Origin of the sequence: Nocardia sp. CY41, from assembly GCF_009829325.1 — a bacterium.
GTDB lineage: Bacteria > Actinomycetota > Actinomycetes > Mycobacteriales > Mycobacteriaceae > Nocardia.
This window is the reverse complement of record NZ_VUOS01000024.1, coordinates 165,043-191,077: the sequence shown is the minus strand read 5'-3', so window position 1 is coordinate 191,077 and position 26,035 is coordinate 165,043. Positions and strand designations below refer to the sequence as shown.

Here is a 26,035-nt window from a genome sequence, read left to right as displayed (position 1 = left end):
CCACCGTCGTCCCCGCCGCATCCGTGCGCCCGCCACGAGCATGCCCCGACTCGATCCGCCCGATCCCCGCCAGCAAACTCCACGACAACCCACACCCCGGCGTCGAGGACGCCAACGCCAACTCCGCGTTCCGATACGCCGCCAACACCACCTCGGGAATCCCCAACGCCCCGCCCACCCCGGGGAGCGATACCTCCTGCAACGGGACCACGCCCGCGAACGGCGCCACCCCGGGCGTCACCGCCCGCAACCGCCTTGGCCCCTCCGCCGCCACCGGCAACAACCCCACCACCCGCGATTGTTCGCTCCCCGCACCTTTGTTCGCCGCTGCCAGCACTTCCGGTGCCCGCGGCGCCGGAGCAGGCACCGATGCCTGCACCCCCGAACCACTCACCACCGCACCAGCAACAACCAAAGCCGAGACCGTTATCGGAGCAGATACACGCATTCGGCCACACCCAATCCTCGACGTCGTCCGCGTCTCGGGACGGATGCATCCGCACGGACAACGGAGTCCTTCTGCGGGGCCGCGCATTCGGCCCCGGCCCGCCCCGAAGGGGCGAACCCGCAATAACATACGGTACACAATATCGAGTAAATCGCGGGTCGTATCAGGGAAACTCGCAGTAACTTAACGCTTCTCGCGGCAACCCTGAATCCAGGGTACCGGCCCATGCCGCCATCCGCCCGTGCCCGTTTCGCCCGCCGCTGCCCCGGAGGCGACCTGCGGATTCTCCGGCGAACGCCACATGTCGGACGAGCGGGCTATTCTTCCCGAAGCAGAGCAGTTCCGGCGAGGCCCGAACCACGCCGCCGCCCTTGCCGAGATGCCGCTCGGAGCCGTCCCGCGGAAGCAATCCAGGACATGGCACCCCGAACATGGGCTCGAATTTGGGCGCTGTGCCAGGCTTTCTCGTCGTTCTCCACCGACCCGATACGGCCATCGGCGAAACCGCAGGCGATGTGCTCGATCGGTACTATCGCAGTTTCGGCGAACTCGACGAACAGGGGGAGCTCATGGTCACCACAGTGCGTCAGATCGTGTGGGATGTCGTAGAAAGCAAGGTTCCAGAAGAACGGTGGCTCCTGGAAAATCTGGATCCCTTGGACGACGAGCAGGTGAGCCGTTCGCTGCGCCGCGCCGGTGCGCGCTGGCGGGGACCGCTGCGCTTCGGCCTTCCCGATGTCGCACCGTTCGTGGTGCCGCTGATCTGGATGGTGGTGGAACAACTCTCGGACCATGCGACCGGTAAGGCGGTCGATGCCGCCACGAAGAGGATCGGTACTCGTGTGCGCGCCATGATCGGCAGGCGGCCGGCAGCGAATCCGACAGTATCCCCGGTAGGTGCGGACACGCTGCGGCACGTGCGGAGCCGAATCATCGATGGCGCGGTCGCGCGTGGATTCGACAGCGCGCGGGCGGAGGAGCTGGCCGAGGAGGTCGTCGCCCGGCTCCGGGAGATCGAACCGGATATCGGGCAGTGACCGGGAACGCCGACGATTCACGTACGCATCGCGGCTTTCTCTCCTGGGGTTCCCGGCGCCGTTTCGTCCTGCTGCTGGCGGTGATTCCGGCATGGTCGCTCATCCTGTCCACCAGGATGCTGCTGGCATTACAGGGTGAAGCCGCATACCGACGCTGCCTGGACGCAGCCGGATTCGATCCGGCCTCCCCCTGGGACGTGGCTTTTCTGCGGCTTTCCGTCGAGATCGGCCGATACTCGCATTGTTACCCGGAAACCGTGTCCCAGGCGGTGCGGCCGGCACTCTGGTGGACTGCCGCGGTGCTGATCGTGGCGTTGATCAACTACTGGCTCGGGCCACTGTGGACTCGACGTACGGCGCTCGGGTCAGTGCCCGCTCAGCTGCGGGCCACGCTCGACGGACTCGTAGATATCGCCGGATTGGCCTCGCGCCCACCGAACTTCGTCGTAGCGATCTTCGATCGCAGCAGGGATGCCGTCACCATCCGCCGAGCGCGCCGACCCACGATCTGCCTCGGCGCGGGCCTGGTCAAGGAGGGGTTGGGCAGGAGTCGACAGCGCGGGCAGGAGCGGCGGCCCGACATCTTCCGGGCGGTGGTGCTCCATGAACTGGCTCATGTGCACAACCGGGACATCGTGATCGGATACGGTGCGCGAGCCCTGTGGCTGACGTTCGTCATGGGCGTCGCCGTACCCGCTGCGGCAGTGCACCTCTGGTTGTCGACCGGCCGCACCCCGGCAGGCACCTACTCTCGCCACTGGCCGACCGGTGCGGTGCACCCGCTGCGCGAGTGCATTCTTGTCGGCGCGCTGGTCGTGACGGGCCATCTGATCTACGCGGGCCTGCAACGCACTCGCGAACAGGTAGCCGATCACGACGCACGAGTGTGGGGAGCAGACCCCGCCGTCTGGGCAGTGCTCGACCGCAGCACTGCGGCGCTGGCGGAGATCCGTCGCGCCGGCCGGTTGTCACTCCTACGCCGGCCCGGTGCCGGAACTCGCCGCCCGATCGAGCTGTTCGCCGAGGTCGTGGCCAAGCTCTGGACCCGGGTCGCCGAGAGCTGGCAGACACATCCGATGAGCGCCCGAAGATGCCGCTGGCTGGCCGAATCCGGATTGATCGATGACAATCACGGTAAGATCCTGCCCAGCTTCCTCGCAGTGGGAGCGTGCGTGCTGACCGCGACCGGGATGAATCGCGTCTGGCCCGGCATCGAAGGCGTCCCACGCATCGTAATGATTACCGCGGTCGTGCTGACGCTCGCGATACTGTTCTCGCTGAGCGACGGAATCTCCAAAGGAAAGACCCACCAGTGGAGACACTCCGCCGCCCGAGGCGATAGCGATATCACTGATCTACCGAGTTTCGTGGACCCCGGCCAACTCGATCTGCCATGGCGGCACCACGACGAGGACGACAGATGGTGGCCCTAGCTCCGCCACTTGGACAGCCGATCAACCGGTGCCCCCGGTCAGTTCCGTTTCAGAGTGCCGACGTTCAGCGATCCACTCCCGGCGGGACGCGCTTTCTTCTCTGCCGCGTGGACGTAGCCTACGGGATCTTTGTCGACCGGCTGGACGCCGGCGAAGTTCCGCGCCTCGTAAGCGGCGAAGGCGACGGCCAGCTGATGGCGGCGCGCCAGCCCGGTCAGACGGCGGAAGTCGGTGAGGCCCTCGCGTTCTTCCTCGGCCATGTGATCGCTGTTGGCCGCGTTCGCCGCCGCGACGGCCGCGTACCAGGCATCGGCGCCGACCTGATGACGCGCCACCTCGGCGATCGCGTCCCTGATCTCGTTGTGGTCGTGGATGGCATCGAGTGTCTCGTTCTCCACCCCGCCCGCGCGCCGGGCCGCGATACCCGCCTTTAGCAGCGCGGGGTAGAAGATCTCCTCCTCCGCCTGCGCGTGCAGCTCGAGGAAGGACGCCAGCCGGTGCCAGATCGCGGAAAGCACATCGGTCTCCGCGGGATCGATCTGCTCCAGGATCGCGAACAGCCGCCGTTGTTCATGGTGGTCATCGAGAATCAGCTCGGTAATGTCCACGAATCCTCCCTGATATCGCACTTCAGGTCAGCACTGAACGCCGAGGCAGGCTGCGGACTGTCCCTCACGGAACACCCGGCATCTCCCCAAGGGTCCTGACGATAATCCATCGCCGAGCCGCTCCGCTGCCAACGCACCGCTCAGCCACCCCGGTGCCTGTCTGCCGCACCGCTCGAGGGTCGAGTGCCTCGTGATATTCAGCCGCGAGATGCTCGCTCCCATGCCGTTCTTCGGCGCGGAGGTTCACGAGGCAGGTCAGAACACGTCTGGGCGCGACAGGACGTCTAGTTCCCGGCGCGACGGTAGGGCGGAACTACCCGTTCCCGGTCGGCGGCGATCTGTCGCCGCCGGGCCGCCATCGCATCCGCGGGCGAGGAACCGGTGGACAGTGCGTGGAAGAGGGCGGCCGCGTCCTCGATCGCGTCCCGCGCGCCGACTCCTTCGGCGGGTGTGATGGCGTGATCGGCGTCGCCGCACAGTATCACCGGGAGTTGCGGGGAAGCCGCGGTGGCGAAGGGGACGTTGCGCGCATTCGAGACGTGTACGGTCGCGGTCTCCGCGAGCAAACCATCCACCACATCGGAGATGCCCGGCGCGACCGTTCGGATGAGTTCGGCCCACTCCGCTACCGGATGGAATCCGAGGTCCTGGGCGGGAAGAGGCGGGCGGGTGACTCTGGCGAACCAGACGGAAAGTCCTTCGTCCCAGTAGTGGCCGAATGCGCCCACCGGACGACCGTCCGCTCCGATCCGGCCGTCGAAATGCAGCACGGTACTCTTGGTGCGCAACGCTTGGGCACGCTCGGTGCGGCCGTAGAACACGATCTGCCCGGCGTACTCGGGAGTTCGTCCCGGTTCGATCCGGCGGCGGACGAGGGAATCGATGCCGTCGGCCGCGATGACGATGTCGTCGGTGGACAGCCGCGTAGCGCCGCTGAACAGCACGCCCTGGTCGATTTCGGTCACCGCGGTGTCGTAGTGGAATTCCGCCGCTGTGGTAGTGGCGAATTCGGTCAGCACCGACATGAATTCGGCACGCAGGTACAGCCGATGACCACGGCTCGGCCCGAAACGCGCTTCGCCCGGCTGGTATTCGACCCGCAGGGCGTCCACCGGATGAGCGACCTCCTCCAGCCGGTCGGCGCGCACGCCGAGACCGGTCAGCGCGGCGTGCGCGCGATCGTCCAGTACGAGGAACGCACCGGCGCCGACCGATGGCCGGCTTTCGTACACCCGAACCGGAATGCCCTCTCGCCCAAGCGCTCCGGCGAGGACGGTCCCGGCGATTCCTCCGCCGACGATAGTGACCATGTACTCAGCGTAGAGCGACGTGCGATGAACGCGCCGCCGATCACTGCCGACGACAGCGCAGACGCAGCACAGTGGCGTCGCCACCTCGGCGCCGTCGGCCGGCTCGCCCGCCCGGCTGCCGCTGCCGTAGCCGACAGTGGATGCGAATGAACAGCGACGTGGCCGGCTGAGCGGGTTACCGCAGCTGCGGGAAGCGTGCCCGGTGGAGAGCCTTGATCGGGTCGGCGAGCTCGGCGACCGGTCCGTCGACCACGGCGTCCGGGACGACCGTGGTGATCGGCAGCGCCGCGACCGGGGCGCCCGGGACGCCCCACTCGGCCCGCCGAGACCCCGGTGATCCCGACGGCCGGACGAGAATGGGCCTTGCCGATATCGACAAGGCCCATTTTCCGACCCGCTCGATCCGCTACTGCGTCGGCACCGGTCCGCATTCCTTGGCCATCAAGTCGGGCAGGTGCGCCCATCCGGACGTGCAACTCACCACCTCGCCTCCGTTCACCACGAACGGCTGCGTGATCTCTCCGCTCATCGGCGCGCCATTGGCTGCCGTGCAGTCCATGGCAGTTACCCTGCCCTCCCATACCGGCGAATGGGACGAACAGTTGTAGCTCCACATCTCCTGCGCGGAGACGGTCGGCGGACAGAACAACAACGCCGCCGCGGCGGCGAGGAAGGGGGGAAGGCCCAGACGAACGAGGCGTGTGGCATTCATGACGATCTCCTTGTCCTGGTTCCGTGCGGTCTGAATCGGTCACCGTCCCGGACGGGCTGTCCGAGCGGTCGCGAGCAGAAACTGCGTGGTTGCTCAGGAGAGAACGTGCACACTGCGAGAGGAACGATACGCAGGGGTCGCGGGGCCGGGCGCGGAATGCCGATGGCTGTGATCATCCGGAAATGCGGCCGCCCACAGGCGCCTCGAGCGAGGCTTATCGAACTCTACGTGCGGGTAACACCCGCACGCTATGTAGATATCTGGGATAAAGGTGCACACTACGCGAGACCGGGGCTCGCGAGCCTCGCCCGAATCGGGCCACTGCTTAGAGAGGAAGGAACCGGCGAGTGTTCAGCCGCATAGCCATCGTGAACCGAGGAGAGGCCGCCATGCGCCTCATCCACGCCGTCCGAGATCTGGCTGCGGAGACCGCGCTGCCGATCGAAACCGTCGCGCTGCACACCGATGTGGACCGCAGCGCGACGTTCGTGCGGGAAGCCGATATCGCCTATGACCTGGGTCCGGCGTCCGAGCGCCCGTACCTGGACCTCAAGGCGCTCGAACGCGCGCTGGTCTCCACCGGGGCGGATGCCGCCTGGGTCGGCTGGGGCTTCGTCGCGGAGGACCCGGCGTTCGCGGAGCTGTGCGAACAGATCGGCGTCACCTTCATCGGTCCCAGCCCGGAGGCCATGCGCAAGCTCGGCGACAAGATCGGCGCGAAGCTGATCGCCGAGGAGGTCGGGGTGCCGGTCGCGCCCTGGAGCCGCGGCCCGGTCGAGACCGTGGACGCCGCGCTGGCGTCGGCCGCCGAGATCGGCTATCCGCTGATGCTGAAGGCCACCGCGGGCGGCGGCGGGCGCGGCATCCGGGTGATCACGAACGAGGCCGAACTCGTCGACGCCTACGAGCGCACCCGGCAGGAGGCCGCGCGGGCGTTCGGCAGTGGCGTGGTCTTCCTGGAACGGCTGGTCACCGGCGCCAGGCACGTGGAGGTCCAGGTCATCGCCGACGGCCAGGGGACCGCGTGGGCGCTGGGCGTCCGGGACTGCTCGGTGCAGCGGCGCAACCAGAAGATCATCGAGGAGTCCGCGTCGCCGGTGCTGCGCCCGGAGCAGGCCGCCGAGCTCAAAGCGTCGGCCGAGCGGCTGGCGATCGCGGTGGGCTATCGCGGGGCGGCGACCGTCGAGTTCCTCTACCACCCCGGTGACGATCTGTTCGCGTTTCTCGAGGTCAACACCCGCTTGCAGGTGGAGCACCCGATCACCGAGTCCACGACCGGATTCGACCTCGTCCGCGCCCAGTTGCTGGTGGCCTCGGGCGGGAAGCTCGAGGGCGAACCTCCGGCCGAGCGCGGGCACGCCATCGAGGCCCGGCTCAACGCCGAGGATCCCGACCGCGACTTCGCGCCCGCTCCGGGCCGCATCGCGCGCCTCGACCTGCCGGCCGGGCCGGGCATCCGCGTCGACACGGGCGTCAGCGAAGGCGACACGATTCCCGCCGACTTCGACTCGATGATCGCCAAGATCATCGCCTACGGCCGTAACCGTGACGAAGCGCTGGGCAGGCTGCGCCGGGCGGTGGCGCAGACCAGGGTGGTCATCGAGGGCGGCGCGACGAACAAGAGTTTCGTGCTCGACCTGCTCAACCAGCCCGAGGTGATCGACGCCAGCGCCGACACCGGCTGGATCGACCGCGTCCGCGGTGAGGGCAGACTGGTCTCGCACCGCCACTCGGCCGTCGCGCTGGCCGCCGCCGCCATCGATGCCTACGAGGAGGAGGAGCGCGTCCAGCGGCACCGGTTGCTGTCCACGGCGTCCGGCGGACGTCCTCAGGTGCAGCACGAGAGCGGCAGGCCGCTCGACCTGAAGCTGCGCGGCGCGAGCTACCGCGTGCGCGTCGCGCGCATCGGCGCCCATCGGTTCCGGATCGGGATCGAGGCGGGCGGCGACCTCCGCACCGCCGACGTCGATCTCGAGCGCTTCGATCGGCACACCGGCCACATCGTGGTCAACGGCACTCGCTACCGCTTGACCACCGGCACCCACGGGCCGATCCACCTGATCGACGTCGACGGTGTGACCCATCGGATCAGCCGCGACGAAGGCGGTGTGGTCCGCTCCCCCGCTCCCGCGCTGGTCGTCGCGACACCGCTGGAAGTCGGCGCCGAGGTCGAGGCGGGCGCACCGGTGCTCGTGCTGGAGAGCATGAAGATGGAGACGGTGCTGCGCGCGCCGTTCCGCGCCCGGCTGAAGGAGTGCAGTGTCTCCGTCGGCACCCAGGTGGAGACCGGTGCGCCGCTGCTGCGGCTGGAACCGCTCGCCGAGGACGACGAGGCCGAGGACACCGCGGTGACCGAGGCCGTGGAGCTGGACCTGCCCGGCGAGCCCGCGCACACCCAGCCGCACGAGCGCACCGCCCGCGGTCAGCAGGACCTGCGCAGTCTGCTGCTCGGCTTCGACGTCGACCCGCACGACGACCGCCGGGTGCTCGACGACTACCTCACCGCGCGCCGGGCCGCCATCGCGGACAACCGCAGGCCGCTGGCCGAGGAACTCGAGCTCGTGCAGGTGTTCGCCGACCTCGCCGAACTCACCCACAACTGGTCGTGGGACGAGGACGGCGGCCAAGGCCATGTGCACAGCGCCCGCGAATACTTCCACACCTATCTGCAGAGCCTCGACGTCGAGCGGGCCGGGCTGCCGGAGTCCTACCGGGCCAAACTCGCCAAGGCGCTCGAGCACTACGGGGTCACCGATCTGGAGCGCTCCCCCGATCTCGAAGCCGCGGTCTTCCGGATCTTCCTCGCCCAGCAACGCCCGTCCGACACCGTCGAGGTCATCACCACGCTGCTGCGCGAGTGGCTGAAGGAGCCGGTGCCGGACCGGGCGCTGCGCGAGCCCGTCGGTCTCGTGCTGGAGCGGCTCGTGGCCACGACGCAGGTGCGCTTCCCCGTGATCGCCGACCTCACCCGCGGTCTGGTGTTCGCCTGGTACGGCCAGCCGTTGCTGCGGCGCAACCGGGCCCGCGTCTATACCAACGTCCGCAGGCATCTGCGCCATCTGGACGCGAACCCGGGCGCCGCCGATCGGGCCGAGCGCATCTCCGACATGGTGCGCAGCACCGAACCGCTGGTGCGGCTGCTCGGCCAGCGGCTGGAGCGCGGCTACCCGGACCACACGGTCATGCTGGAGGTGCTCACCCGTCGGTACTACGGCAACAAGGGCCTCACCGATGTTCGCACCCACGAGGTGGGCGGCTGCACGTTCGTGATCGCCGAGCGAGGCGGCTCGAGCTTGGTGTCCGCCGCGGTGCGCTTCGACGCGCTGGACACCGCGCTGCGCGGGCTCACCGAGCTGGCCGCGGGCGCCGTGTCCATCGACGCCGACATCTACCTCAGCTGGGAGAACCAGCCCGCCGACTTCGACGCGATGGCGGCCGAACTGCACGAGATCATCGCCACCCACCCGTGGCCGAACCAGGTGCACCGCATCACCGCCACGGTCGCGGGCAGCGGCGGCGCGGTCATGCACCACCACTTCACCTTCCGCCCGTCGGCCACCGGCATGGTAGAGGAGCGGCTGATCCGCGGTCTGCACCCCTACATCGCGCAGCGGATGCAGATGGAGCGGCTGCGCAAGTTCGACCTCACCCGGCTGCCGTCCTCGGACGACGAAGAGGTCTACCTGTTCCGGTGCGTCGCGAAGGAGAACCCCGCCGACGACCGCCTCATCGCGTTCGCCCAGGTGCGTGACCTCGCGGCGCTGCGCGAGCACGACGGCAGGCTGCTCGCGCTGCCCACGGCGGAGAGCACCATCGCCACCTGCGTGGACTCGATCCGCCGGGCACAGTCGCAGCGGCCGTCGGCGAAGCGCTTCAACACCAACCGCATCGTGATGTACATCTGGCCGCCGATCGACGTCACCCGCGCCGAGCTGGAGATGCTCGGCGGGCACGTGCTGCCGACCGCCGCGGGTGCCGGGCTGGAGGAGATCCTGCTCATCGCGCGGCAGCGGGATCCGCAGACCGGCGCGCTGACCAAGATCGCCGTGCGCATCTCCTTCGGCGCCACCGGCGCTCCCGAGGTGAGTGTCGGCGAACCGTCCGACGAGCCGGTCGAGCCGCTGGACGAATACCGGCAGAAGGTGCTGCGGGCCAGCAGCCGCAACACCGTGTACCCCTACGAATTGACCGGGCGGCTCGGTGATTTCACCGAGTACGACCTCGCTGACGATCACACGCTGGTGCCGGTCGACCGGCCCAAGGGGCGCAACACCGCGGCGATCGTCGCCGGCGTGGTCACCACGCCGACCGAGCGGCATCCGGATGGCGTCACCCGGGTGGTGCTGCTCGGTGATCCGACGAAGTCGCTCGGCGCGCTGTCGGAGCCGGAGTGCCGCCGCGTGATCGCCGCGCTGGACCTCGCCGACCGCATGCAGGTGCCGCTGGAGTGGTATGCGCTGTCCTCCGGCGCCCGCATCTCCATGAAGTCCGGCACGGAGAACATGGACTGGGTGGCGGCGGCGCTCAAGCGCATCGTCGAGTTCACCCAGGACGGCGGTGAGATCAACATCGTGGTCGCGGGCATCAATGTCGGCGCGCAGCCGTACTGGAACGCCGAGGCCACGATGCTCATGCACACCAAGGGCATCCTGGTGATGACGCCGGACTCCGCGATGGTGCTCACCGGCAAGCAGGCGCTGGACTTCTCCGGAGGCGTGTCGGCGGAGGACAACTTCGGCATCGGCGGCTACGACCGGGTGATGGGTCCCAACGGGCAGGCGCAGTACTGGGCACCGAACCTGACCGCCGCGCAGGACGTGCTGATGTCGCACTACGACCACACCTACATCGCGCCCGGCGAGCAGGCGCCGCGGCGAGCGCGCACCAGCGACCCGATCGATCGCGACGTCTCCGATTTCCCGCACATCGCCGCGGACAGCGACTTCACGACCGTCGGCGAGATCTTCTCCGCCGCCAAGAACCGGGATCGCAAGAAGCCGTTCGACATCCGGACGGTGATGCGGGCGCTGTCCGACCAGGACCACCCGGTGCTGGAACGCTGGGCGGGTATGGCCGACGCCGAGACCGCGGTGGTGCAGGACGCCCACCTCGGCGGCATCCCGGTGTGCCTGCTCGGCATCGAGTCGCGGGGTGTGCCGCGGCGCGGCTTCCCGTCCACCGACGGCCCGGACACCTACACCGCGGGCACGTTGTTCCCGCGGTCGTCGAAGAAGGCCGCGCGAGCGATCAATGCGGCCAGCGGCAATCGGCCACTGGTGGTCCTCGCGAATCTGTCCGGCTTCGACGGCTCCCCCGAGTCGATGCGGAAGCTGCAGCTCGAGTACGGCGCCGAGATCGGGCGTGCGGTCGTCAACTTCCGCGGTCCCATCGTGTTCTGCGTCATCTCCCGGTATCACGGCGGCGCGTTCGTGGTGTTCTCGAAGGCGCTGAACCCGAACATGACCGTACTCGCGGTGGAAGGCTCGTTCGCCTCGGTGCTCGGTGGCGCCCCGGCCGCCGCGGTGGTGTTCGCCGGTGAGGTCGACACCCGCACCGCGGCCGATCCGCGGGTGCGGGACCTGGAAGCGCGCGCCGCGAACGCATCCGGCACCGCACGCGCGTCCCTGACCGCGGAACTCGACGAGCTCCGGTCCTCGGTCCGCACGGAGAAGCTCGCCGACGTGGCCGCGGAATTCGACCGCGTGCACGACATCCGACGGGCGGTCGAGGTCGGTTCGGTCGACGCCGTTATCCGCGCCTCCGAACTGCGCCCGCGCATCATCGAGGCCATCGAGGCGCATCTGGCGGGGTGATCCGCCCCGCCGCGGTCCGTCACGTCCGGCGAGTCCCCACCTTCTGCGTGGGGACTCGCCGGGACGCACGGTCGGCGATGAGCGTTGTCAGCCCGCGTAGCGGGCCGCCCGGCTACTGGTGCAGATTGCGGTCGAACAGGGCCAGCAGTTCGCGGTAATGCCGCTCGGCGGCCTCGGGGTCGTGGGCGGAAGTATCGGCCTGGGTGTAGCCGTGCTGAGCCCCCTCGTAGACCTCGGTGCGGTGGCGGACGCCTGCGGCCTCGAGCGCCTTGTCGAACTGGGCGATGTGTTCCGCGGTCATATGGTCGTCCTCGCCCGCATGGGCGAAATACAACTCCGCCGTGATGTTTCCGACCGTCAGGTGCGGACTGTCCGGAGTGTCGGTGACCAGCGGCCCGCCATGGAATCCGGCCACCGCCGCAACCCGATCGGGGAACATCGCCGCGATCAGCACCGCCAGCCGCGCCCCCATGCAGTAGCCGGTCAGGCCGACCCCACCCGCGGCGACCTGTGGAGACGCTGCCAGCCAGTCGAGGTACGCGTCGGCATCCGAACGCAGGAGTTCCGGTGTGAGCTCCCGGATCATCGGGAAGACCTGCTGGAAGATCTCCGGCCGCTCCGCCGGGTCGATGAAGTCCGGCAGCTCGATCACCGGCGCGCGCCCGTGCCGGTAATAGGCGTTCGGCAACAAGACGGTGTAGCCGTGGGCGGCGATACGATCCGCCAGCGACCGCAGGCTGGGCCGCAGTCCGAAGCCGTCCTGAATCACCAGCACCCCCGGATGGGCGGCGCCGTCGTCGGGGTAGGCGACATACGCGTCGGCGACACCATCGGGCGTCGGGACGTCGACCGACCTGCCGTGCACTGCGGTCATCGGTGAATCCTTCTGTCGAATCGAGCTTTTCGAACCTACCCCATTCGGTGGCGGCCGATTCCACGCACCGGTGGGCACCGACGACGGGCGAGTTACCGTGCGTCGGTCCCGGTCAGCACACGGGAGTCGGCCGCGTCGTCCAGTCGCGCGACCTGCGGATAGGTCGGATACTCGATGCCCGAGATGTACTGCACCGTCCGCACCACCTGGCACGAATAACCGAATTCGTTGTCGTACCAGACATACAGAATCGCGGTGTCGTCCTCGACGATCGTGGCGTTGGCATCGATGATCGACGCCGCGCGCGAGCCGCTGAAATCGCTGGAAACCACGTCGGTGGCGGCGGTGTAATCGAGGTTGCGGCTCAACGGCCCGGCGAGCGAAACGCGACGCAGGTACTCGAGCACGTCGCTCTTCGTCGTCTTGCGCTCGAGCTGCAGGTTCAGGATCGCGACCGATACGTCCGGGGTGGGCACACGAATCGAGTTTCCGGTGATCTTGGCTTTCAGATCCGGCAGTGCCTTGGCCACCGCGGAGGCGGCGCCGGTCTCGGTGAGCACGAGATTGAACGGCGCGGACCGGCCACGACGGTCCGCCTTGTGATAGTTGTCCAGCAGGTTCTGGTCGTTGGTGAACGAGTGCACCGTCTCCACGTGCCCGCGGATGATGCCGTACTCGTCGTCCATGGCCTTGAGCGGCGGAACGATCGCGTTGGTCGTGCACGAGGCGCACGAGAAGATCCGCTGCGACAGGTCCAGGCTGCGATGGTTGACGCCGTGCACGATGTTCGGGACATCGCCCTTACCGGGCGCGGTGAGCACGACCTTCGCGATGCCGGGGCGCAGATGCTGCGACAGCCCGTCGCGATCACGCCACCTACCGGTGTTGTCGATCAGGATCGCGTCGGTTATCCCGTATGCGGTGTAGTCGATCGTCGTCGGATCGTCACTGTAGATGAATTTGATCACGTTGCCGTTCGCGGTGATCGTGTCGTTGCCGGTGTCGACCTTGATCGTGCCGTTGAAGTGGCCGTGCACCGAATCCCGGCGAAGCAGCGACGCACGCTTGGCCAGATCGTCGGCGCCTCCCCTGCGCACGACGACGGCACGCAGGTTCAGCCCGTTGCCGGATCCGGCTTTCTCGATGAGCAGGCGAGTGACCAGGCGGCCGATGCGGCCGAACCCGTAGAGCACGACGTCTCTCGGGCCCGGAGACTGCGCCTTGTTGCCGTCGGTCACGTCCGCCAGCACGGCCGCGGTGAACTCGCGGATCGAGAGGCCGCGATCGTCGGCACGATAGGTCATGACCAGCTGACCGAGATCGATCTTGCACGGCCCCAGATCCAGTTCGCTGAGCACCTGCAGGAAGGGCAGGGTCTCGTCCACCGACAACTCTTCGCCCTCGATCTGCCGCGCGAAACGGTGCGTCCGCAGGATGCTGATCACCGATTTGTTCACCAGTGACCGGCTGTGCAGCAGAATCGTGACGCCCTTCCTTCGATACAAGGTGCCGATGATGGGAATCATCGCCTCAGCGGCGGCTTCCTGGGCGTTCCAGCGGTCAAGGTGTTCGGTAGCCAACGCACGTCCTCGTATCTTCTCGATTTGCTCGCGAATCGATGCTAATGAGGGCCGTGATATCACCGAGGCCGGATACCCACCGGTGAGGTCCCCCTCAGCCGGCGCGGCGGAACCGGATCAGGGCCGTGCCACCGAGGACCATGCCGATCAGCCCGACCGTCATGGCCACGACGCCCCCGCCGAGACCGTTGCCGGTGCCGAGACCACCGTCGGCGGTGAGCACGACGAACCCGCCGACGACCATGCCGGTCAGACCGGCGACGGCGGCGATGACGGCGTCACTCGCCCGGGTGCCGAATCGACCTACGCGTGCCACGGCCAGCGCACCGACCACCACCCCGAGCACCGCGATCAGGGCCGCCGCACTGCCTGCGAGACGACCGGTGCTCAGCGTGGTGACCGCGGCGGCAGTCGGCTGTGCCGATGCGTGCGCGGTCGCCGGGCTGACGAGCGCGAACGCCGCGAGCAGGGCTGCGGCGGAGAGGGGACGATGAACGGACACGAGGTGCTCCTTTTCCTGAATACCGACGTCGCTTCGATCATGTCCGTCGGCGCGGCCCGGGTCGTCCAGCGCAAGGAGACACTTCGTGCTGCCGCCGATGCCGTACCCGACTACGTCGGACGTCGTGGCGGCCTGCCGGAGTACTGCGAACGCGGTAGGCGATAGATCATGCGTGCGCAGGAGTCGTCGGCGTGCGGATCCGGTTAGGGTGCACGCATGAGCAGGGAGCGGATCGCGGACTGGGCGATCGCCGTCGGCGTGGCCGCGATCCTGTTGTCCACCGGACTGTCCCGGCAGCACTCTCCCACGGATCTCGACCCGCTGGGCTACGCGGCGCTGGCAGGTGGGGGGCTGGCGCTGGCCGCGCGCCGGCGGGCTCCGGTCGCCGTGCTGGTCATCACGGGGGCGTGCGCGCTGGGTTACCAAGCCGTCGGTTTCGACGTGCCCGCGGTCGCGTATCTGTTCGCCGTCTACGCCGCCGTGCGCGCAGGACATCGGATGATCGCCGCGGGGTCGGCGGTGCTGCTGCTGGCCGGTCTGCCGCTCGCGGCGCTGGCTTCCCTGCACGATCTGGACGCGGCGTTCGCGCAGGCCAGAGGAGCTCTCGAACTGGCATGGTTGATCGCGGCCGGGGCGGCGGGGGAAGCGCTGCGGCAAGCCGAACGGCGGGCCGACGAAGCCGAGCGCACCCGCGAGGAGACCGCGCGGCGGCGCGCCGGCGAAGAGCGACTGCACATCGCGCGGGAACTGCACGATTCGCTCACCCATCAGATCTCGGTGATCAAACTGCAGGCGGAGGTCGCCGTTCATCTGGCGAACAAGCGGGGGGAACCGGCGCCGGAGGCCCTGCTCGCGATCCGCGAGGCCGGTCGCGAGGCGGCACGGGAACTCCGGGCGACGCTGCAGGCGCTGCGCGAGGACGGTGAGACCCTCGGGCACGGGCTCGACGACGTCCCGGATCTGGTGGACCGTTCCCGGTCGACCGGATTGGACGCCACGCTGACCGTCGAGGGACAGCGCCCCGACCTGCCCGCGGCGGTCGACCGGACGGCCTACCGGATCGTGCAGGAGTCGCTCACCAATATCGCCCGGCACGCGGAGGCGGCGACGGCGTCGGTCCGGATCGGCTACCGCCCCGACACGCTGGTCATCCAGGTCGACGACGACGGGAAGGCCACCCCCGGCGCGGCTGCGGCGCCGGGCGTCGGGCTGCTCGGCATGCACGAACGAGTCACCGCTCTCGGCGGGCGGCTGCGGGCGGCGCCGCGCAGCGCGGGCGGGTTCTCCGTCCACGCCGAACTTCCCGTGGATCGACCGTCATGATTCGTGTCCTGCTCGTCGACGATCAGCCGCTCATCCGCAGCGGATTCCGTGCGCTGCTGGACGCCGAGGACGACATCGAGGTGGTGGCCGAGGCCGCGGACGGCCACGAGGGGGTGGCGATGGCCGCGCAGCATCTGCCCGACGTCGCGCTCATCGATGTCCGGATGCCGGTCGCCGACGGCATCGAAGCGACACGGCGCATCGCCGCGGATCCCGCGCTCGCCGGGGTGCACGTCGTCATCCTGACCAACTACGGCTCGGACGAACACGTCTTCCACGCGCTGCGAGCCGGGGCGGCGGGATTCCTCGTCAAGGACATCCAGCCGGAGGACTTCCTGCACGCCGTGCGCGTGGCCGCGCGCGGGGACGCCCTGCTCGCACCGTCGATCACCCGCAGGCTGATCGACCGGTACGTCACCCAACCGCCGCGGACCGGCGCCGGTGCAGGCGCGGGATCGAAAGAACTCACCGACCGCGAGCGCGAAGCGGTCGTGCTGGTCGCCCAGGGCCTGTCCAACGACCAGATCGCAGGCCGCATGACGATCAGCCCGCTCACCGCCAAAACCCATGTCAATCGCGCCATGACGAAGCTGCACGCCCGCGACCGCGCCCAACTCGTCGTCTTCGCCTACGAATCCGGCCTGGTCACCCCTCGCAGCTCCGGACCGCCCTGACCGCCGCTCGTTCTCGCCGCGCAGGGGCAAATCCTCTTGCGGTCCAACCGCTTCGAGGGCATGCGGTACTGTCCTGCGGACCCGCGCACCGGTGATCCCGCTGCGCGGGCGGTCATGTCGCACTCCGGAATCGAGGCAGGCTAATGAACCACAAGCTATGGTTGCTCGGCCGGTCGGTCACAGTTGGCGCTCACATCCTGGGCGAGAAGCTGATCCGGCCGAAAGCCAGGGACGTCGAGGACGTTCCGGTGTCCGGTGAAACCGTCACACCGCGGTGGCTGACGGCCGTCCTGTGCCGCGACGTTCCCGGAGCCGAAGTCGTCTCGTTCGAGACCTCGAACGGCAGCCGCGGAACGTCCACTCGCGTCGCGATTCGCGTCGGCTACAACGACGCCGGCGAGCAGGCGGGCTTGCCCACCGAACTGTTCGCGAAGACCACGACCGCCTTCTCGCAGCGCATCCTGCTCGGCGGCGGGAAGATGATCGACGGCGAGACCCGCTTCTTCAGAGACTTCCGCCCGCAGGCCGACATCGAGGCTCCGTTCGGCTACTGGGGCGCCGCCGACCCGGCGTCCTGGCGATCGATCGCCCTCATGGAGGACATCGCCGCGACCCGCGGTGCGCAGTTCATCGAGCCGAACGCCCCGATCGCCCGCGATCAGATCGAAGATCTGGTCCGCAATCTCGCCCGGCTGCACCGCACCTTCTGGAACCATCCGTCGATCACGGACCTCAAGACGACCACCGAGGCGCTGCAGGCTTACCTTGCCGCCATCGACATGAGGAAGCGTTGCGAAGTCGGCCTGCGCCGCGCCGCGGACGTGGTGCCCGCGGCGCTCCACGGACAGGCGGAGCGGTTGTGGGCCGGTGTGGAGCGCGCGATCGACAAAGCCACGAACGAACTGCCCCAGACTCTGCTGCACGGTGACCCGCACATCGGCCAGACCTACCGAACCGGCTCCGGTCGAATGGGATTCGTCGACTGGCAGGTGGTCATGCGGGGCGGGTGGGCGCACGATTTCGCCTATACCGTCAATTCGGGATGCGAGCCCGAGGACCGACGGGCCTGGGACCGCGACCTGCTGGCGGCCTACCTGGACGAACTCGGCACCCTCGACGGTCAGGCGCCCTCCTTCGACGACGCATGGCTGGCCTACCGGCAACAGTCGATGTTCGCTTACGCGGCGTGGGCGTTCACGATCGGCCGGGCGGCGTATCAACCGAAGATGCAGCCCGTGGAGACGTGCTTGACGCTGTTGAAACGGATCACCACGGCTATCGACGACCACGATTCGTTGGACGCACTCGGCGTCTGACACCGGATTCTCGTGGTGGCGCGGCCGGGCAACAGTCCGGCCGCGCGTAACGGAAAGCGTGGCCGGGAGGCATATTCCCGCGCGCGGTGATGGATCCGGTCCGTGCGCGCTATACCATCTACCGGTTCCCGCAGACCCGGTAACTCGCTCCGGTGCAGTGTCCGGGCAGGGAGCGGTGCTTCAGCAGTCAGCTAGTGCATACGAACCAAGTTTGGAGTTTGCTCTTGAGTACGCTGGGATCTCAGGCTCCGGCGCAGTCGTGCCCGGTAGTCCACGGCTCGCCCGTCGATTCCGACGACCCGCGGGTGCCCCTGTACTCGGCCGAGTTCGCGGCTGATCCGCACCATGTCTATCGCGAAATGCGCAGGCGCTACGGGTCGTTGGCGCCGGTGGAGTTGGCGCCGGGCGTACCGGCCACCTTGGTGATCGGCTACAGCACCGCGGTGCGGATCCTCAACGATCCCGAGCACTTCCCCGCCGACCCACGCACCTGGCAGAAGAACATTCCCGCCGACTGCCCCATCCTGCCCCTGCTGGAGTGGCGGCCCATGGCCAGTCGCAGTACCGGGACCGACTTCACTCGCTACCGAGGCGCGATCACCGCGGCCATCGACGAGGTCGACCTGTATGCCCTGCACGCCGTCGTCGAGGGCGTCGCCATCCCGCTGATCAACTCCTTCTGCCAGGACGGGTCTGCCGACCTGATCCGCCAGTATGTGTTCCCACTGGTATTCGAAGTGGTGAACTATCTGCTCGGCTGCCCGCCGGAGATCGGCGGGCAGGTCGCCGCCGGTACGGCCGCGCTGCTCGAGGGTGTCGACGCCGAGAAGGGCAATCAGATGCTCGGGGAGGCGCTGATGAGCCTCGTGACGCTCAAACGCGCCGAACCCGGCCGCGATATCACCTCGGTGCTGCTGCAGCATCCCGCCCGGCTGAACGACGTAGAGGCCTCGCACCACGTGTCCCAGGTCTACGGCACCGGGATCGAATTCCAGCTGAACCTGATCGTCAACACCCTGCTGCTGATCCTCACCGACGAGCGCTACGGCGACAGCATTCTCGGCGGCAACCTCTCGTCGCGCGATGCCCTCGATTCGGTCTTGTTCGACGACCCGCCGCTGGCGAACCTGCTGATCACCTATCCACGCCATCCGATCCTCATCGACGGCATCTGGCTGCCCGCACACCAGCCCGTCGTCATCAGCATGGCCGCCTGCAACAACGATCCCGCGATCCGCGCCGGCGACCTGACCGGCAACCGCTCCCACCTGGCGTGGGGCCTCGGCCCGCATGCCTGCCCGGCGCGATCGCTGGCCTATCTGATCGCGCAAGAGGCCATCGACCAGCTCCTCGACGCGCTGCCGGAGATCCGGCCGAACCTGCCGAACGGGACACCCAGCTGGCGACCGGGGCCCTTCCACAGGGCCCTGACCGAACTGCCGGTCACCTTCCCGCCGACCGCTCCGCTGCACATCTGACGGGCCGACCCGGAACCGGCCCGACCGGTCTGATGACCTTCTGCTCTGTCGGTGCCCCCGTCACCGTCGAATGATGATCGACGTAGCGAGCACGCCGCCGGAGTGGAAGGAGACACATCATGAGCACCGCGCGGACGATCATGCGGGCCGACGTACAGCACATCAGTGTGCGAGACACCATGGAGGCTGCCGCCCAGCGGATGCGACAGCTCGATATCGGCGCGCTGCCGATCTGCGACGGCGAAGGCCGTCCCGTCGGCATCGTCACCGATCGCGACATCGTTGTGAAGGTCGTCGGCGTCGGCGCGAATCCGAAGACCACCACCGCCGGAGAATTGGCGCAGGGTGCCGATCGACTGCACACCGTCGAGATCGACACCGAGGTGCGCGACGCTCTGGTGCTCATGGAGCAGCACCGGGTCCGTCGGCTCCCGGTCACCGACCACGGCGTGCTGGTCGGCATCATCACCGAGGCCGATCTGGCTCGCCATCTGACCGGGGCCACCGTCGGTGAGTTCGTCGAGGCGGTCTGCGCCGCCAATCTGCCCGTGACCGGCAACGCATCGGACAGCGCGGCTAGCCGCTGATCCGCTCCTGTGGGTGCACGACCATGACCGGGCACGAAGCGTGCTGCACCACCGTGTTGGCGGTGGAGCCGAGCAGCATCCCGGCGAAGCCACCCCGGCCGCGACTGCCCACGACCAGCAACTGCGCCACCTTCGACCAGGACAGCAGATGAGACGCCGGAGCGGACACCTCGACCTTCCGCGTGACACGAACTTGCGGGAACTTCTCCTGCCAGCCCGCGATGCGCTCGGCGAGGAGCACCCGCTCGACATTGTCGAGTTCGGCGTCGGTCCGGTGGACGTCACCGGCGAAGCGCCCGGAGTCCCAGTCGGTCCACACGTGGACGGCGACGAGGTCGGCGCCGCGTTCGGCCGCTTCGGTGAACGCTGCCGCGATCGCGGCGTCTCCGACCGGACTGCCGTCCACACCGACTACCACCGGGCCCGACGGGTGCACCCCGCCGTCGACGTCGGGGTCGGTCCGCACGACGACCACCGTGCCGTGCGCGTGGGCGGTCACCGCCAGCAGCGTCGAGCCCAGGTGCGCGAACGTCCCCGCGTCGCCGGTCGCACCGATCACGACCGCAAACGCCTCGGCGCTGTGCTCGATCAACAGTTGCCTTCCGGTGTCGCTCGTCGCGCGAGCCGAGATACGCAGCTCGGGCGCGACCGAACGGGCCACGCGTTCGGCCTGGGCGACCACCTCTCGTCCCTGTTCGCGGGCAGCGTCGAGCACCGAGGGGATCACGACCTCGTAGTCGCCGAGCACCCACCCGGTCCCCACCAGCTCCATCCCGTGCAGGATCTCGAGGGCCCGTCCGCGCTCGGCCGCGAACCGCGCCGCCCACCGCACCGCGGTCCATGATCCCTCCGAACCATCGACGCCGACAACCACTTTCGCTGTGGCGAGGTGGTGCGGGTCGTCGAATCGCTGTTCTGTCATGACGGCCTCCCGAGCCCGTGATCGTGTAGCACCCAACCGAGCGCCGAACTCGACGGTATGCGCCGCACCACAGGCGCGAACACGGCTGATCGTCCCCGGCGCGAGGGCCGAAAGACACTCGCGCGACCGGTCGCGCCTCGCACCGTCGCCGCCGGGATCGATACCGTCGCCATCGCGAGCCGCGACCGTGGTCCGTCGCGGCGTCTCTCGTACCCCACCCGTCGCCCGGCAAACGACCGAGGAGGCGCATGTACGCGAAAGTAATTCGCGCAGAGAACTTTTCATCGAATATAGCGGCGCCTAAGTCGCATTGCCCTCGGGCGGCTCCAACCCGAGCGGCCCGGTGCGGTTGGCGGTCAGCATCCGCACGGCCGCCGTGCGCAGATCCGGACGCGCACGCCGGGAAGTCAGCTCGGCCAGGCAGATTTCACCGACCATGGCGACCTTCATCCGCGAGGCCGCGTCCGGGTCGGGCCACCCGGCGGCGACCATGTCCGGCCGCCCCACGGCGATGAACAGCTCGTGACGGCGGCGGATCTCCTCGCGCAGATCCGGATCGGTACGCGCCTGGACCATGAACGCCTCGGTGCCGCGGGCGTCGAGGCAGGCATCCAGGAACGCGTCCAGACTGGGCGCGATCCGTTCGATGCCCGGCGGTATCCCGGCCAGCGCGGCGGCCACCGACTGCGACAGCGCGTCGAAGAAGCGGCGGTGCAGCGCGATGACGTAGCTGCGGCGGTTGACGAAGTGGTGGTAGAAGGTGCCCTTGGCCATCCCGGCCTCCTCGACCACCGCGTTGACCGAAAGGCGATGCAGCCCTTCGCGTTCCGCTACCACGGTGCCCGCGATGAGCAGTGCCGTGCGACCGGGGTCGGCAATGACTGTCATGTTTCCGAATTCTCCCCACTCTTTCTGAAAAGGCTAGTCTCGGGCACCGGCCGCACCTACGCTGTGACCGATCGGTCGGTCGAAGCCTAACCGGGTTCGGGATGGGCCATCGGGTCATCGAGGACCGATCTGATTCCGGGCGACCCTGGGGGTTCGAAATGTCCGCTGAGTTTAAATTGGCGAGCGGCGACGTGGTGCCACTGGCGTCGAACGCGCGTTGTCGCGTATCGATCGATGATCTGCTGCCCGCGGACTCGCCGCGGTCGAACGGAGAAGATCGCCGGCACATCGCGCGGCTGGCCGAGAGCGATACCGAATTGCCGCCGATCCTGGTGCACCGCAGCACGATGCGCGTCATCGACGGAATGCACCGGTTGCGCGCCGCGCAATGGCTCGGACGCGAGTACATCGAAGTCGTGTTCTTCGACGGAACACAGGCCGAGGCTTTTCTGCGCGGCGTCGAACTGAATACGACGCACGGGCTGCCGTTGACGCTCGCGGATCGCAAAGCGGCGGCCGAGCGGATCATCGAGACTCTCCCGGAATTGTCCGACCGCGCCATCGCGTCCACCACGGGGCTCTCGGCGCGCACGGTGGCCACGATTCGCCAACGTTCGACTGCGGAAATTCCGCAGTCGAACATCCGCGTCGGCGCCGACGGCAGGCGCAGGCCGCTGGATCGCGCCCAGCGCAGGCGCCGCGTCGCCGAGCTGCTGGCCACCTCGCCGGACATGCCGTTACGCGCGCTGGCCGCCGCGGCCGAGGTGTCCATCAGCACGGCGCACGCGATCCGGAAACGTCTGCGAGAGACCGGGTCACCGGAGCACGACAACGCCGCGGACCAACCCGAGGGCAGCGCGCTGCTGCTGCAGCAGCTCACTCGCGACCCCGCCATGCGGCACAGCCAGCAAGGCCGCGACCTGCTGCGCTGGTTGCACACCCACTCCATGCAGCGCGAGGTGTGGACCGCATTGGTGGCCACCGTCCCTCCGCATTGCATCCCGGCCGTCGCCGAACTCGCCACCCGCAACGCCAAGGAATGGCGGGCGCTGGCCGGCTACATCGATTCCGGCGGCACCGAGTAGCGCCGCCACACCCGCGACGCACGGCCGGAATCCGAGAAGGGTCATTCATCATGCTTGCTGGTCTCGCACGCCTGGCAGTCGGGCGACCGCGATCCATCCTCTATGGCGCGCTGCTCATCGGGATCGTCTGCGTCGGCCTGGGCTGGTCGGCGCCCGCCCACCTGAAATCCGGTGGCTACATCCCGTCCGACACCGAATCCGCCGAGGTCGCGGCGTTCCTGAGCCGCGACTTCCCCGGCGCAGCACCGAATCTCGTGCTGCTGGTCACCGCTCCGGAAGGACTCGACGGTCCGGCGGCGCGCTCGGTCGGTGAACGCCTGGCCGGGGACCTGCGTGGCCGCAGCGAGGTCGACGCGGTCCAGTCGTACTGGGAACTTCCGCCGGATCTGCGGCAGGGCCTGCGCGGCAACGACGGCCGCGACGGCCTGGTCCTGGCCCACGTCACCGGCGACGACACCGACGCGCCCACACGGGCCGGTGCCATCGCCGACCAGGTGAGCGGTGATTACGACGGCGTCACCGTGCGCGCGGGCGGCCAGGCGGTGGCCTTCGACGAGATGAGCCATCAGATCGTCACCGACCTGCTCATCACCGAGGCGATCGCGATACCGCTGACCGGTCTCGCCTTGGTCCTGGTCTTCGGCAGCCTGACAGCGGCGCTGATCCCGCTGGCGGTGGGCGTGTTCAACATTTTCGCGACCCTGCCGATCCTGCGGCTGCTCACCGAGGTAGGCGACGTATCAATCTTCGCGCTGAACATGATGAGCGCCCTCGGATTCGCGGTCGCGATCGACTCCAGCCTGTTCATGGTCAGCCGGTTCCGGGAGGAACTCGCCGCCGGACACGACACCGGTGCCGCGGTCGCGCGCACGGCGCGGACGGCGGGTCGTACCGTCCTGTTCTCCGGGGTGGTGATCGCGCTGTCGCTGTCGACGTTGCTGGTCTTCCCGCTGTATTTCCTCCGGTCGCTGGCCTACGCGGGGCTGGCGGTGCTCGGGGCGGCCGTGTTCACCACGCTGCTGCTGGTGCCCGCCGCGCTGGCGCTGCTCGGGCCCCGCGTGGACGCACTCGACGTGCGTGCATTGCTGCGCCGCCGGTCGCGTCCCGCTCCGGTGGAAGTCACCGAAACCCGCTGGTATCGCGCGGTGCTGCTGGTGATGCGCCGCCCGGTGGTGTCCGCGGTGGCGGTCGTCGCGTTGCTGCTGGTGCTGGGGTCGCCGTTCCTTTCCGTCCGGTTCGGCGCCGCCGACGACCGGGTCATCACCGGCGCGTCCAGCCACGAGGTCGGCGACGCCTTGCGTACCGGCTTCCGGGAGAACACCATGGCCGGAGTGCTCGTGGCCGTCCCCGGATTCCGGGGCGGCGACGCCGAGATCGCCGCCTACGCCGAGCGTTTGTCGCGAGCGCAGGACGTCACGTCGGTGCTGTCCGCGGCGGGCGTCTATGCCGGCGGGCTGAAAGTGGCCTCGGCGCCGCCCGGTATGCGCGGCGACGCGGGCACGTATCTGCGCGTGGGCACCCGGCTCGACCCGTACTCCCCCGCCGCGATCGAGCAGCTCGACCGGGTGCGCGCGGTCCCCGCGCCCGGCCGGGCGCTACTCGGTGGCGCGGCGGCCGAAAGCGTCGACGCGCTCGACGCACTCGCTGCGAAGGTTCCCCTGGCGATCTTCGTGATCGCGCTGTCGACGGTGGTGGTGCTGTTCTTCTTCACCGGCAGTGTGCTGCTGCCGATCAAAGCGCTGCTGCTCAACACGCTTTCGCTGGCGGCGACCTTCGGCGCCATGGTCTGGGTCTTCCAGGAGGGGCATCTGTCGGATCTGCTCGGCTTCACCCCGACCGGATATCTCGTGCCGACCATGCCGATCCTGATGTTCTGCATCGCCTTCGGCGTCTCGATGGACTACGAGGTGTTCCTGCTGTCCCGGATCCGGGAAGAGTGGCTGGCCTCCGGCGACAACACGCGTGCGGTGGCGACCGGCGTCGCCCGCACCGCGCGGATCTTCACCGCGGCCGCGTGCCTGATGGCGATCGCTTTCGCGGGGATGGTGACCTCGCACGTGTCGTTCATCCAGCTGTTCGGCCTCGGCCTGACCCTGGCGGTGCTCAGCGACGCCACGTTGATCCGCGCCGTGCTCGCGCCGGCCTTGATGCGCATGCTCGGCGCGGCCAACTGGTGGGCGCCGCGCCGGCTCGCCCGCCTGCACGACCGTATCGAAATCCCCGAGACCAGCGCCGTTCTCGAGCCAGTACCCAAGTAGTGCGATAGGAAGAACATGGCGAAATTCCGCACAGGTGTGATGGATTCCGGTGTCTACACCCGGTTCGCGCCCGATCTGCAATTTCGCGGCAGCCGCTCGGTGGCGATGGCGGGCGGGGCGGACTCGCTCTGGGTGACCGACCATCTGCCCTCGATCCTGCCCGCCTCGATCTGGAAACCGCGGCACGTCGGCATCACCCGGCTCGCGCCGCACGCCGACGGCATCTATGAACCGTGGACGGCGCTGGGCTACCTCGCCGCGCAGAACCGTTTGGCGCGCCTGCGGCTCGGCGTCGGCGTCACCGACGCCGGCCGTCGCAATCCCGCGGTGACCGCGCAGGCCGCGGCCACCCTGCATCACTTGAGCAGGGGCAGGGCCATTCTCGGCATCGGCACCGGCATCCGGGACAACAACGAGCCCTACGGCGTGGACTGGACCGCTCCGGTCGCGCGCTTCGAAGAGGCGCTGGCCACCATCCGCGCGCTGTGGGACTCCCACGGCAGGCTGGTGAACAGGGACTCGCCGCACTTCCCGCTGCGCGACGCGGTCTTCGACGTACCGCCGTACCGCGGCACCCGCCCGGAGATCTGGGTGGCCGCGGGCGGCCCGCGGATGCTGCGGGCCGCCGGGCGTTACGCCGACGTATGGTTCCCCGGCTTCGCGCAGCGCCCGCACGAGTACCGGCACCGCCTGGAGCTGGTCCGCGCGGCGGCCTCGGACGCGGGCCGCGACCCGTTGTCGGTCGCGCCCGCCGCCGTGTTCAGCGTGCTCACCGCGACCCGCCCCGCGGAGGTGGACGCCCTCGTCGAGAGCGTCGGCGCACGGGCGCTGACCTTGTGCGCCCCGGGCGAGATGTGGACCAGGCACGGCGCGACCCATCCCCTGGGCGAGGATTTCACCGGCCTGCAGGACTATCTGCCGCAGACGTTGGACGAGCGCACCGTGCTGGACTACGTCGAGAAGGTCCCGCCGTCGCTGGTGCGCGAATTCTGCCTCACCGGCACGCCGGAGGAGATCACCGATCAGGTGGCGCACTGGCGCGACCACGGTCTGCGCTACGCCGTGCTCATGAATCTCAGCGCAATTCATCCGAACATCACGCACGGGATGTTTTCGAACGCGCCTCTGGTGGCGACGTTACGTAAATTGAAGAAACTGTAGCGCAAGGCAATTGACGCCCGAGTGGC

At 68.7% G+C, this 26,035-nt stretch carries 21 protein-coding genes and 1 pseudogene; 12 read left to right on the top strand and 10 right to left on the bottom strand.

The genetic code is table 11. From position 1 onward, the window contains the following. Positions 1-448, bottom strand: a pseudogene (locus tag GVY64_RS38055) (lytic transglycosylase); the annotation flags it as partial. A gap of 515 nt (positions 449-963) precedes the next feature. Here GVY64_RS38055 and GVY64_RS26675 point away from each other — a divergent pair. Together GVY64_RS26675 and GVY64_RS26670 are read left to right on the top strand one after the other, a co-directional pair. Continuing rightward, positions 964-1,485, top strand: a complete 522-nt coding sequence (locus GVY64_RS26675; protein ID WP_159847002.1) for a hypothetical protein — start codon at positions 964-966, stop codon at positions 1,483-1,485. Beyond that, positions 1,482-2,918, top strand: coding sequence for a M48 family metalloprotease (locus GVY64_RS26670; RefSeq protein WP_159846999.1), 1,437 nt, complete (start codon positions 1,482-1,484; stop codon positions 2,916-2,918). The genes GVY64_RS26675 and GVY64_RS26670 overlap by 4 nt, the downstream gene beginning before the upstream one ends. A 38-nt stretch (positions 2,919-2,956) precedes the next feature. Here GVY64_RS26670 and GVY64_RS26665 read toward each other — a convergent pair whose 3' ends face one another. The 4 genes from GVY64_RS26665 to GVY64_RS26650 form a co-directional block, all read right to left on the bottom strand. Then, the gene (locus GVY64_RS26665; protein WP_159846996.1) at positions 2,957-3,526 is read right to left on the bottom strand and encodes a hemerythrin domain-containing protein; all 570 of its coding nucleotides are present in this window, start codon (positions 3,524-3,526) and stop codon (positions 2,957-2,959) included. Between the two features lie 284 nt (positions 3,527-3,810). After that, positions 3,811-4,836, bottom strand: a complete 1,026-nt coding sequence (locus tag GVY64_RS26660; RefSeq protein WP_159846993.1) for an FAD-dependent monooxygenase — start codon at positions 4,834-4,836, stop codon at positions 3,811-3,813. 175 nt (positions 4,837-5,011) lie between these two features. Further along, positions 5,012-5,215 carry a hypothetical protein gene (locus GVY64_RS26655; protein WP_201298162.1) on the bottom strand — a complete coding sequence of 68 codons (204 nt, stop codon included), beginning with the start codon at positions 5,213-5,215 and terminating at the stop codon, positions 5,012-5,014. 27 nt (positions 5,216-5,242) lie between these two features. Further along, positions 5,243-5,548: a hypothetical protein gene (locus tag GVY64_RS26650; protein WP_159846990.1), complete on the bottom strand. Its 306-nt coding sequence runs from the start codon at positions 5,546-5,548 to the stop codon at positions 5,243-5,245. Positions 5,549-5,895: 347 nt separating this feature from the next. Here GVY64_RS26650 and GVY64_RS26645 point away from each other — a divergent pair, with 347 nt between their 5' ends. After that, positions 5,896-11,361 (top strand): ATP-binding protein, encoded by a 5,466-nt coding sequence (locus GVY64_RS26645; RefSeq protein ID WP_159846987.1) that lies wholly within the window; start codon positions 5,896-5,898, stop codon positions 11,359-11,361. 112 nt (positions 11,362-11,473) lie between these two features. Here GVY64_RS26645 and GVY64_RS26640 read toward each other — a convergent pair whose 3' ends face one another. From GVY64_RS26640 to GVY64_RS26630, 3 genes are all read right to left on the bottom strand, one after another. Then, entirely contained in the window at positions 11,474-12,235 is a 762-nt protein-coding gene (locus GVY64_RS26640) for a dienelactone hydrolase family protein (protein ID WP_159846984.1), read from the bottom strand. Positions 12,236-12,327: 92 nt separating this feature from the next. Then, on the bottom strand, positions 12,328-13,815 hold the full coding sequence (locus tag GVY64_RS26635; RefSeq protein ID WP_159846981.1) for a glyceraldehyde-3-phosphate dehydrogenase: 1,488 nt from the start codon (positions 13,813-13,815) through the stop codon (positions 12,328-12,330). Positions 13,816-13,909: 94 nt separating this feature from the next. Continuing rightward, a complete protein-coding gene (locus GVY64_RS26630; RefSeq protein WP_159846978.1) occupies positions 13,910-14,317 on the bottom strand; it encodes a DUF6223 family protein in 408 nt (135 codons plus the stop codon). On the opposite strand from GVY64_RS26630, the gene GVY64_RS26625 reads away from it, so the two are divergent. The 6 genes from GVY64_RS26625 to GVY64_RS26600 all read left to right on the top strand — a co-directional run bounded on the left by GVY64_RS26625 (position 14,306) and on the right by GVY64_RS26600 (position 19,695). Then, a complete protein-coding gene (locus GVY64_RS26625) occupies positions 14,306-14,482 on the top strand; it encodes a hypothetical protein (RefSeq protein ID WP_159846975.1) in 177 nt (58 codons plus the stop codon). The genes GVY64_RS26630 and GVY64_RS26625 overlap by 12 nt on opposite strands. Before the next feature lie 51 nt (positions 14,483-14,533). Continuing rightward, on the top strand, positions 14,534-15,640 hold the full coding sequence (locus GVY64_RS26620; protein WP_159846972.1) for a sensor histidine kinase: 1,107 nt from the start codon (positions 14,534-14,536) through the stop codon (positions 15,638-15,640). Next, the gene (locus tag GVY64_RS26615) at positions 15,637-16,314 is read left to right on the top strand and encodes a response regulator (protein WP_159846969.1); all 678 of its coding nucleotides are present in this window, start codon (positions 15,637-15,639) and stop codon (positions 16,312-16,314) included. The genes GVY64_RS26620 and GVY64_RS26615 overlap by 4 nt, the downstream gene beginning before the upstream one ends. A gap of 143 nt (positions 16,315-16,457) precedes the next feature. Then, positions 16,458-17,630, top strand: a complete 1,173-nt coding sequence (locus tag GVY64_RS26610) for an aminoglycoside phosphotransferase family protein (RefSeq protein WP_159846966.1) — start codon at positions 16,458-16,460, stop codon at positions 17,628-17,630. Between the two features lie 224 nt (positions 17,631-17,854). Beyond that, positions 17,855-19,108 (top strand): cytochrome P450, encoded by a 1,254-nt coding sequence (locus GVY64_RS26605; protein WP_159846963.1) that lies wholly within the window; start codon positions 17,855-17,857, stop codon positions 19,106-19,108. A gap of 119 nt (positions 19,109-19,227) precedes the next feature. Further along, positions 19,228-19,695, top strand: coding sequence for a CBS domain-containing protein (locus GVY64_RS26600; protein ID WP_159846960.1), 468 nt, complete (start codon positions 19,228-19,230; stop codon positions 19,693-19,695). Here GVY64_RS26600 and GVY64_RS26595 read toward each other — a convergent pair. Further along, the gene (locus GVY64_RS26595) at positions 19,685-20,617 is read right to left on the bottom strand and encodes a universal stress protein (protein WP_159846957.1); all 933 of its coding nucleotides are present in this window, start codon (positions 20,615-20,617) and stop codon (positions 19,685-19,687) included. The two genes, GVY64_RS26600 and GVY64_RS26595, sit on opposite strands and share 11 nt — an antisense overlap. 300 nt (positions 20,618-20,917) lie before the next feature. Further along, positions 20,918-21,505: a TetR/AcrR family transcriptional regulator gene (locus GVY64_RS26590; protein WP_159846954.1), complete on the bottom strand. Its 588-nt coding sequence runs from the start codon at positions 21,503-21,505 to the stop codon at positions 20,918-20,920. A gap of 158 nt (positions 21,506-21,663) precedes the next feature. On the opposite strand from GVY64_RS26590, the gene GVY64_RS26585 reads away from it, so the two are divergent. From GVY64_RS26585 to GVY64_RS26575, 3 genes are read left to right on the top strand one after another with little or no spacing between them, the layout of a single operon-like run. Beyond that, positions 21,664-22,590 carry a ParB/RepB/Spo0J family partition protein gene (locus tag GVY64_RS26585; RefSeq protein ID WP_159846951.1) on the top strand — a complete coding sequence of 309 codons (927 nt, stop codon included), beginning with the start codon at positions 21,664-21,666 and terminating at the stop codon, positions 22,588-22,590. A 50-nt stretch (positions 22,591-22,640) separates the two neighbouring features. After that, complete coding sequence (locus GVY64_RS26580; protein WP_159846948.1) at positions 22,641-24,848, top strand: MMPL family transporter; 2,208 nt, start codon at positions 22,641-22,643, stop codon at positions 24,846-24,848. Positions 24,849-24,863: 15 nt separating this feature from the next. Beyond that, positions 24,864-26,009: an LLM class flavin-dependent oxidoreductase gene (locus tag GVY64_RS26575; protein WP_159846945.1), complete on the top strand. Its 1,146-nt coding sequence runs from the start codon at positions 24,864-24,866 to the stop codon at positions 26,007-26,009. Positions 26,010-26,035: the final 26 nt, after the last annotated feature.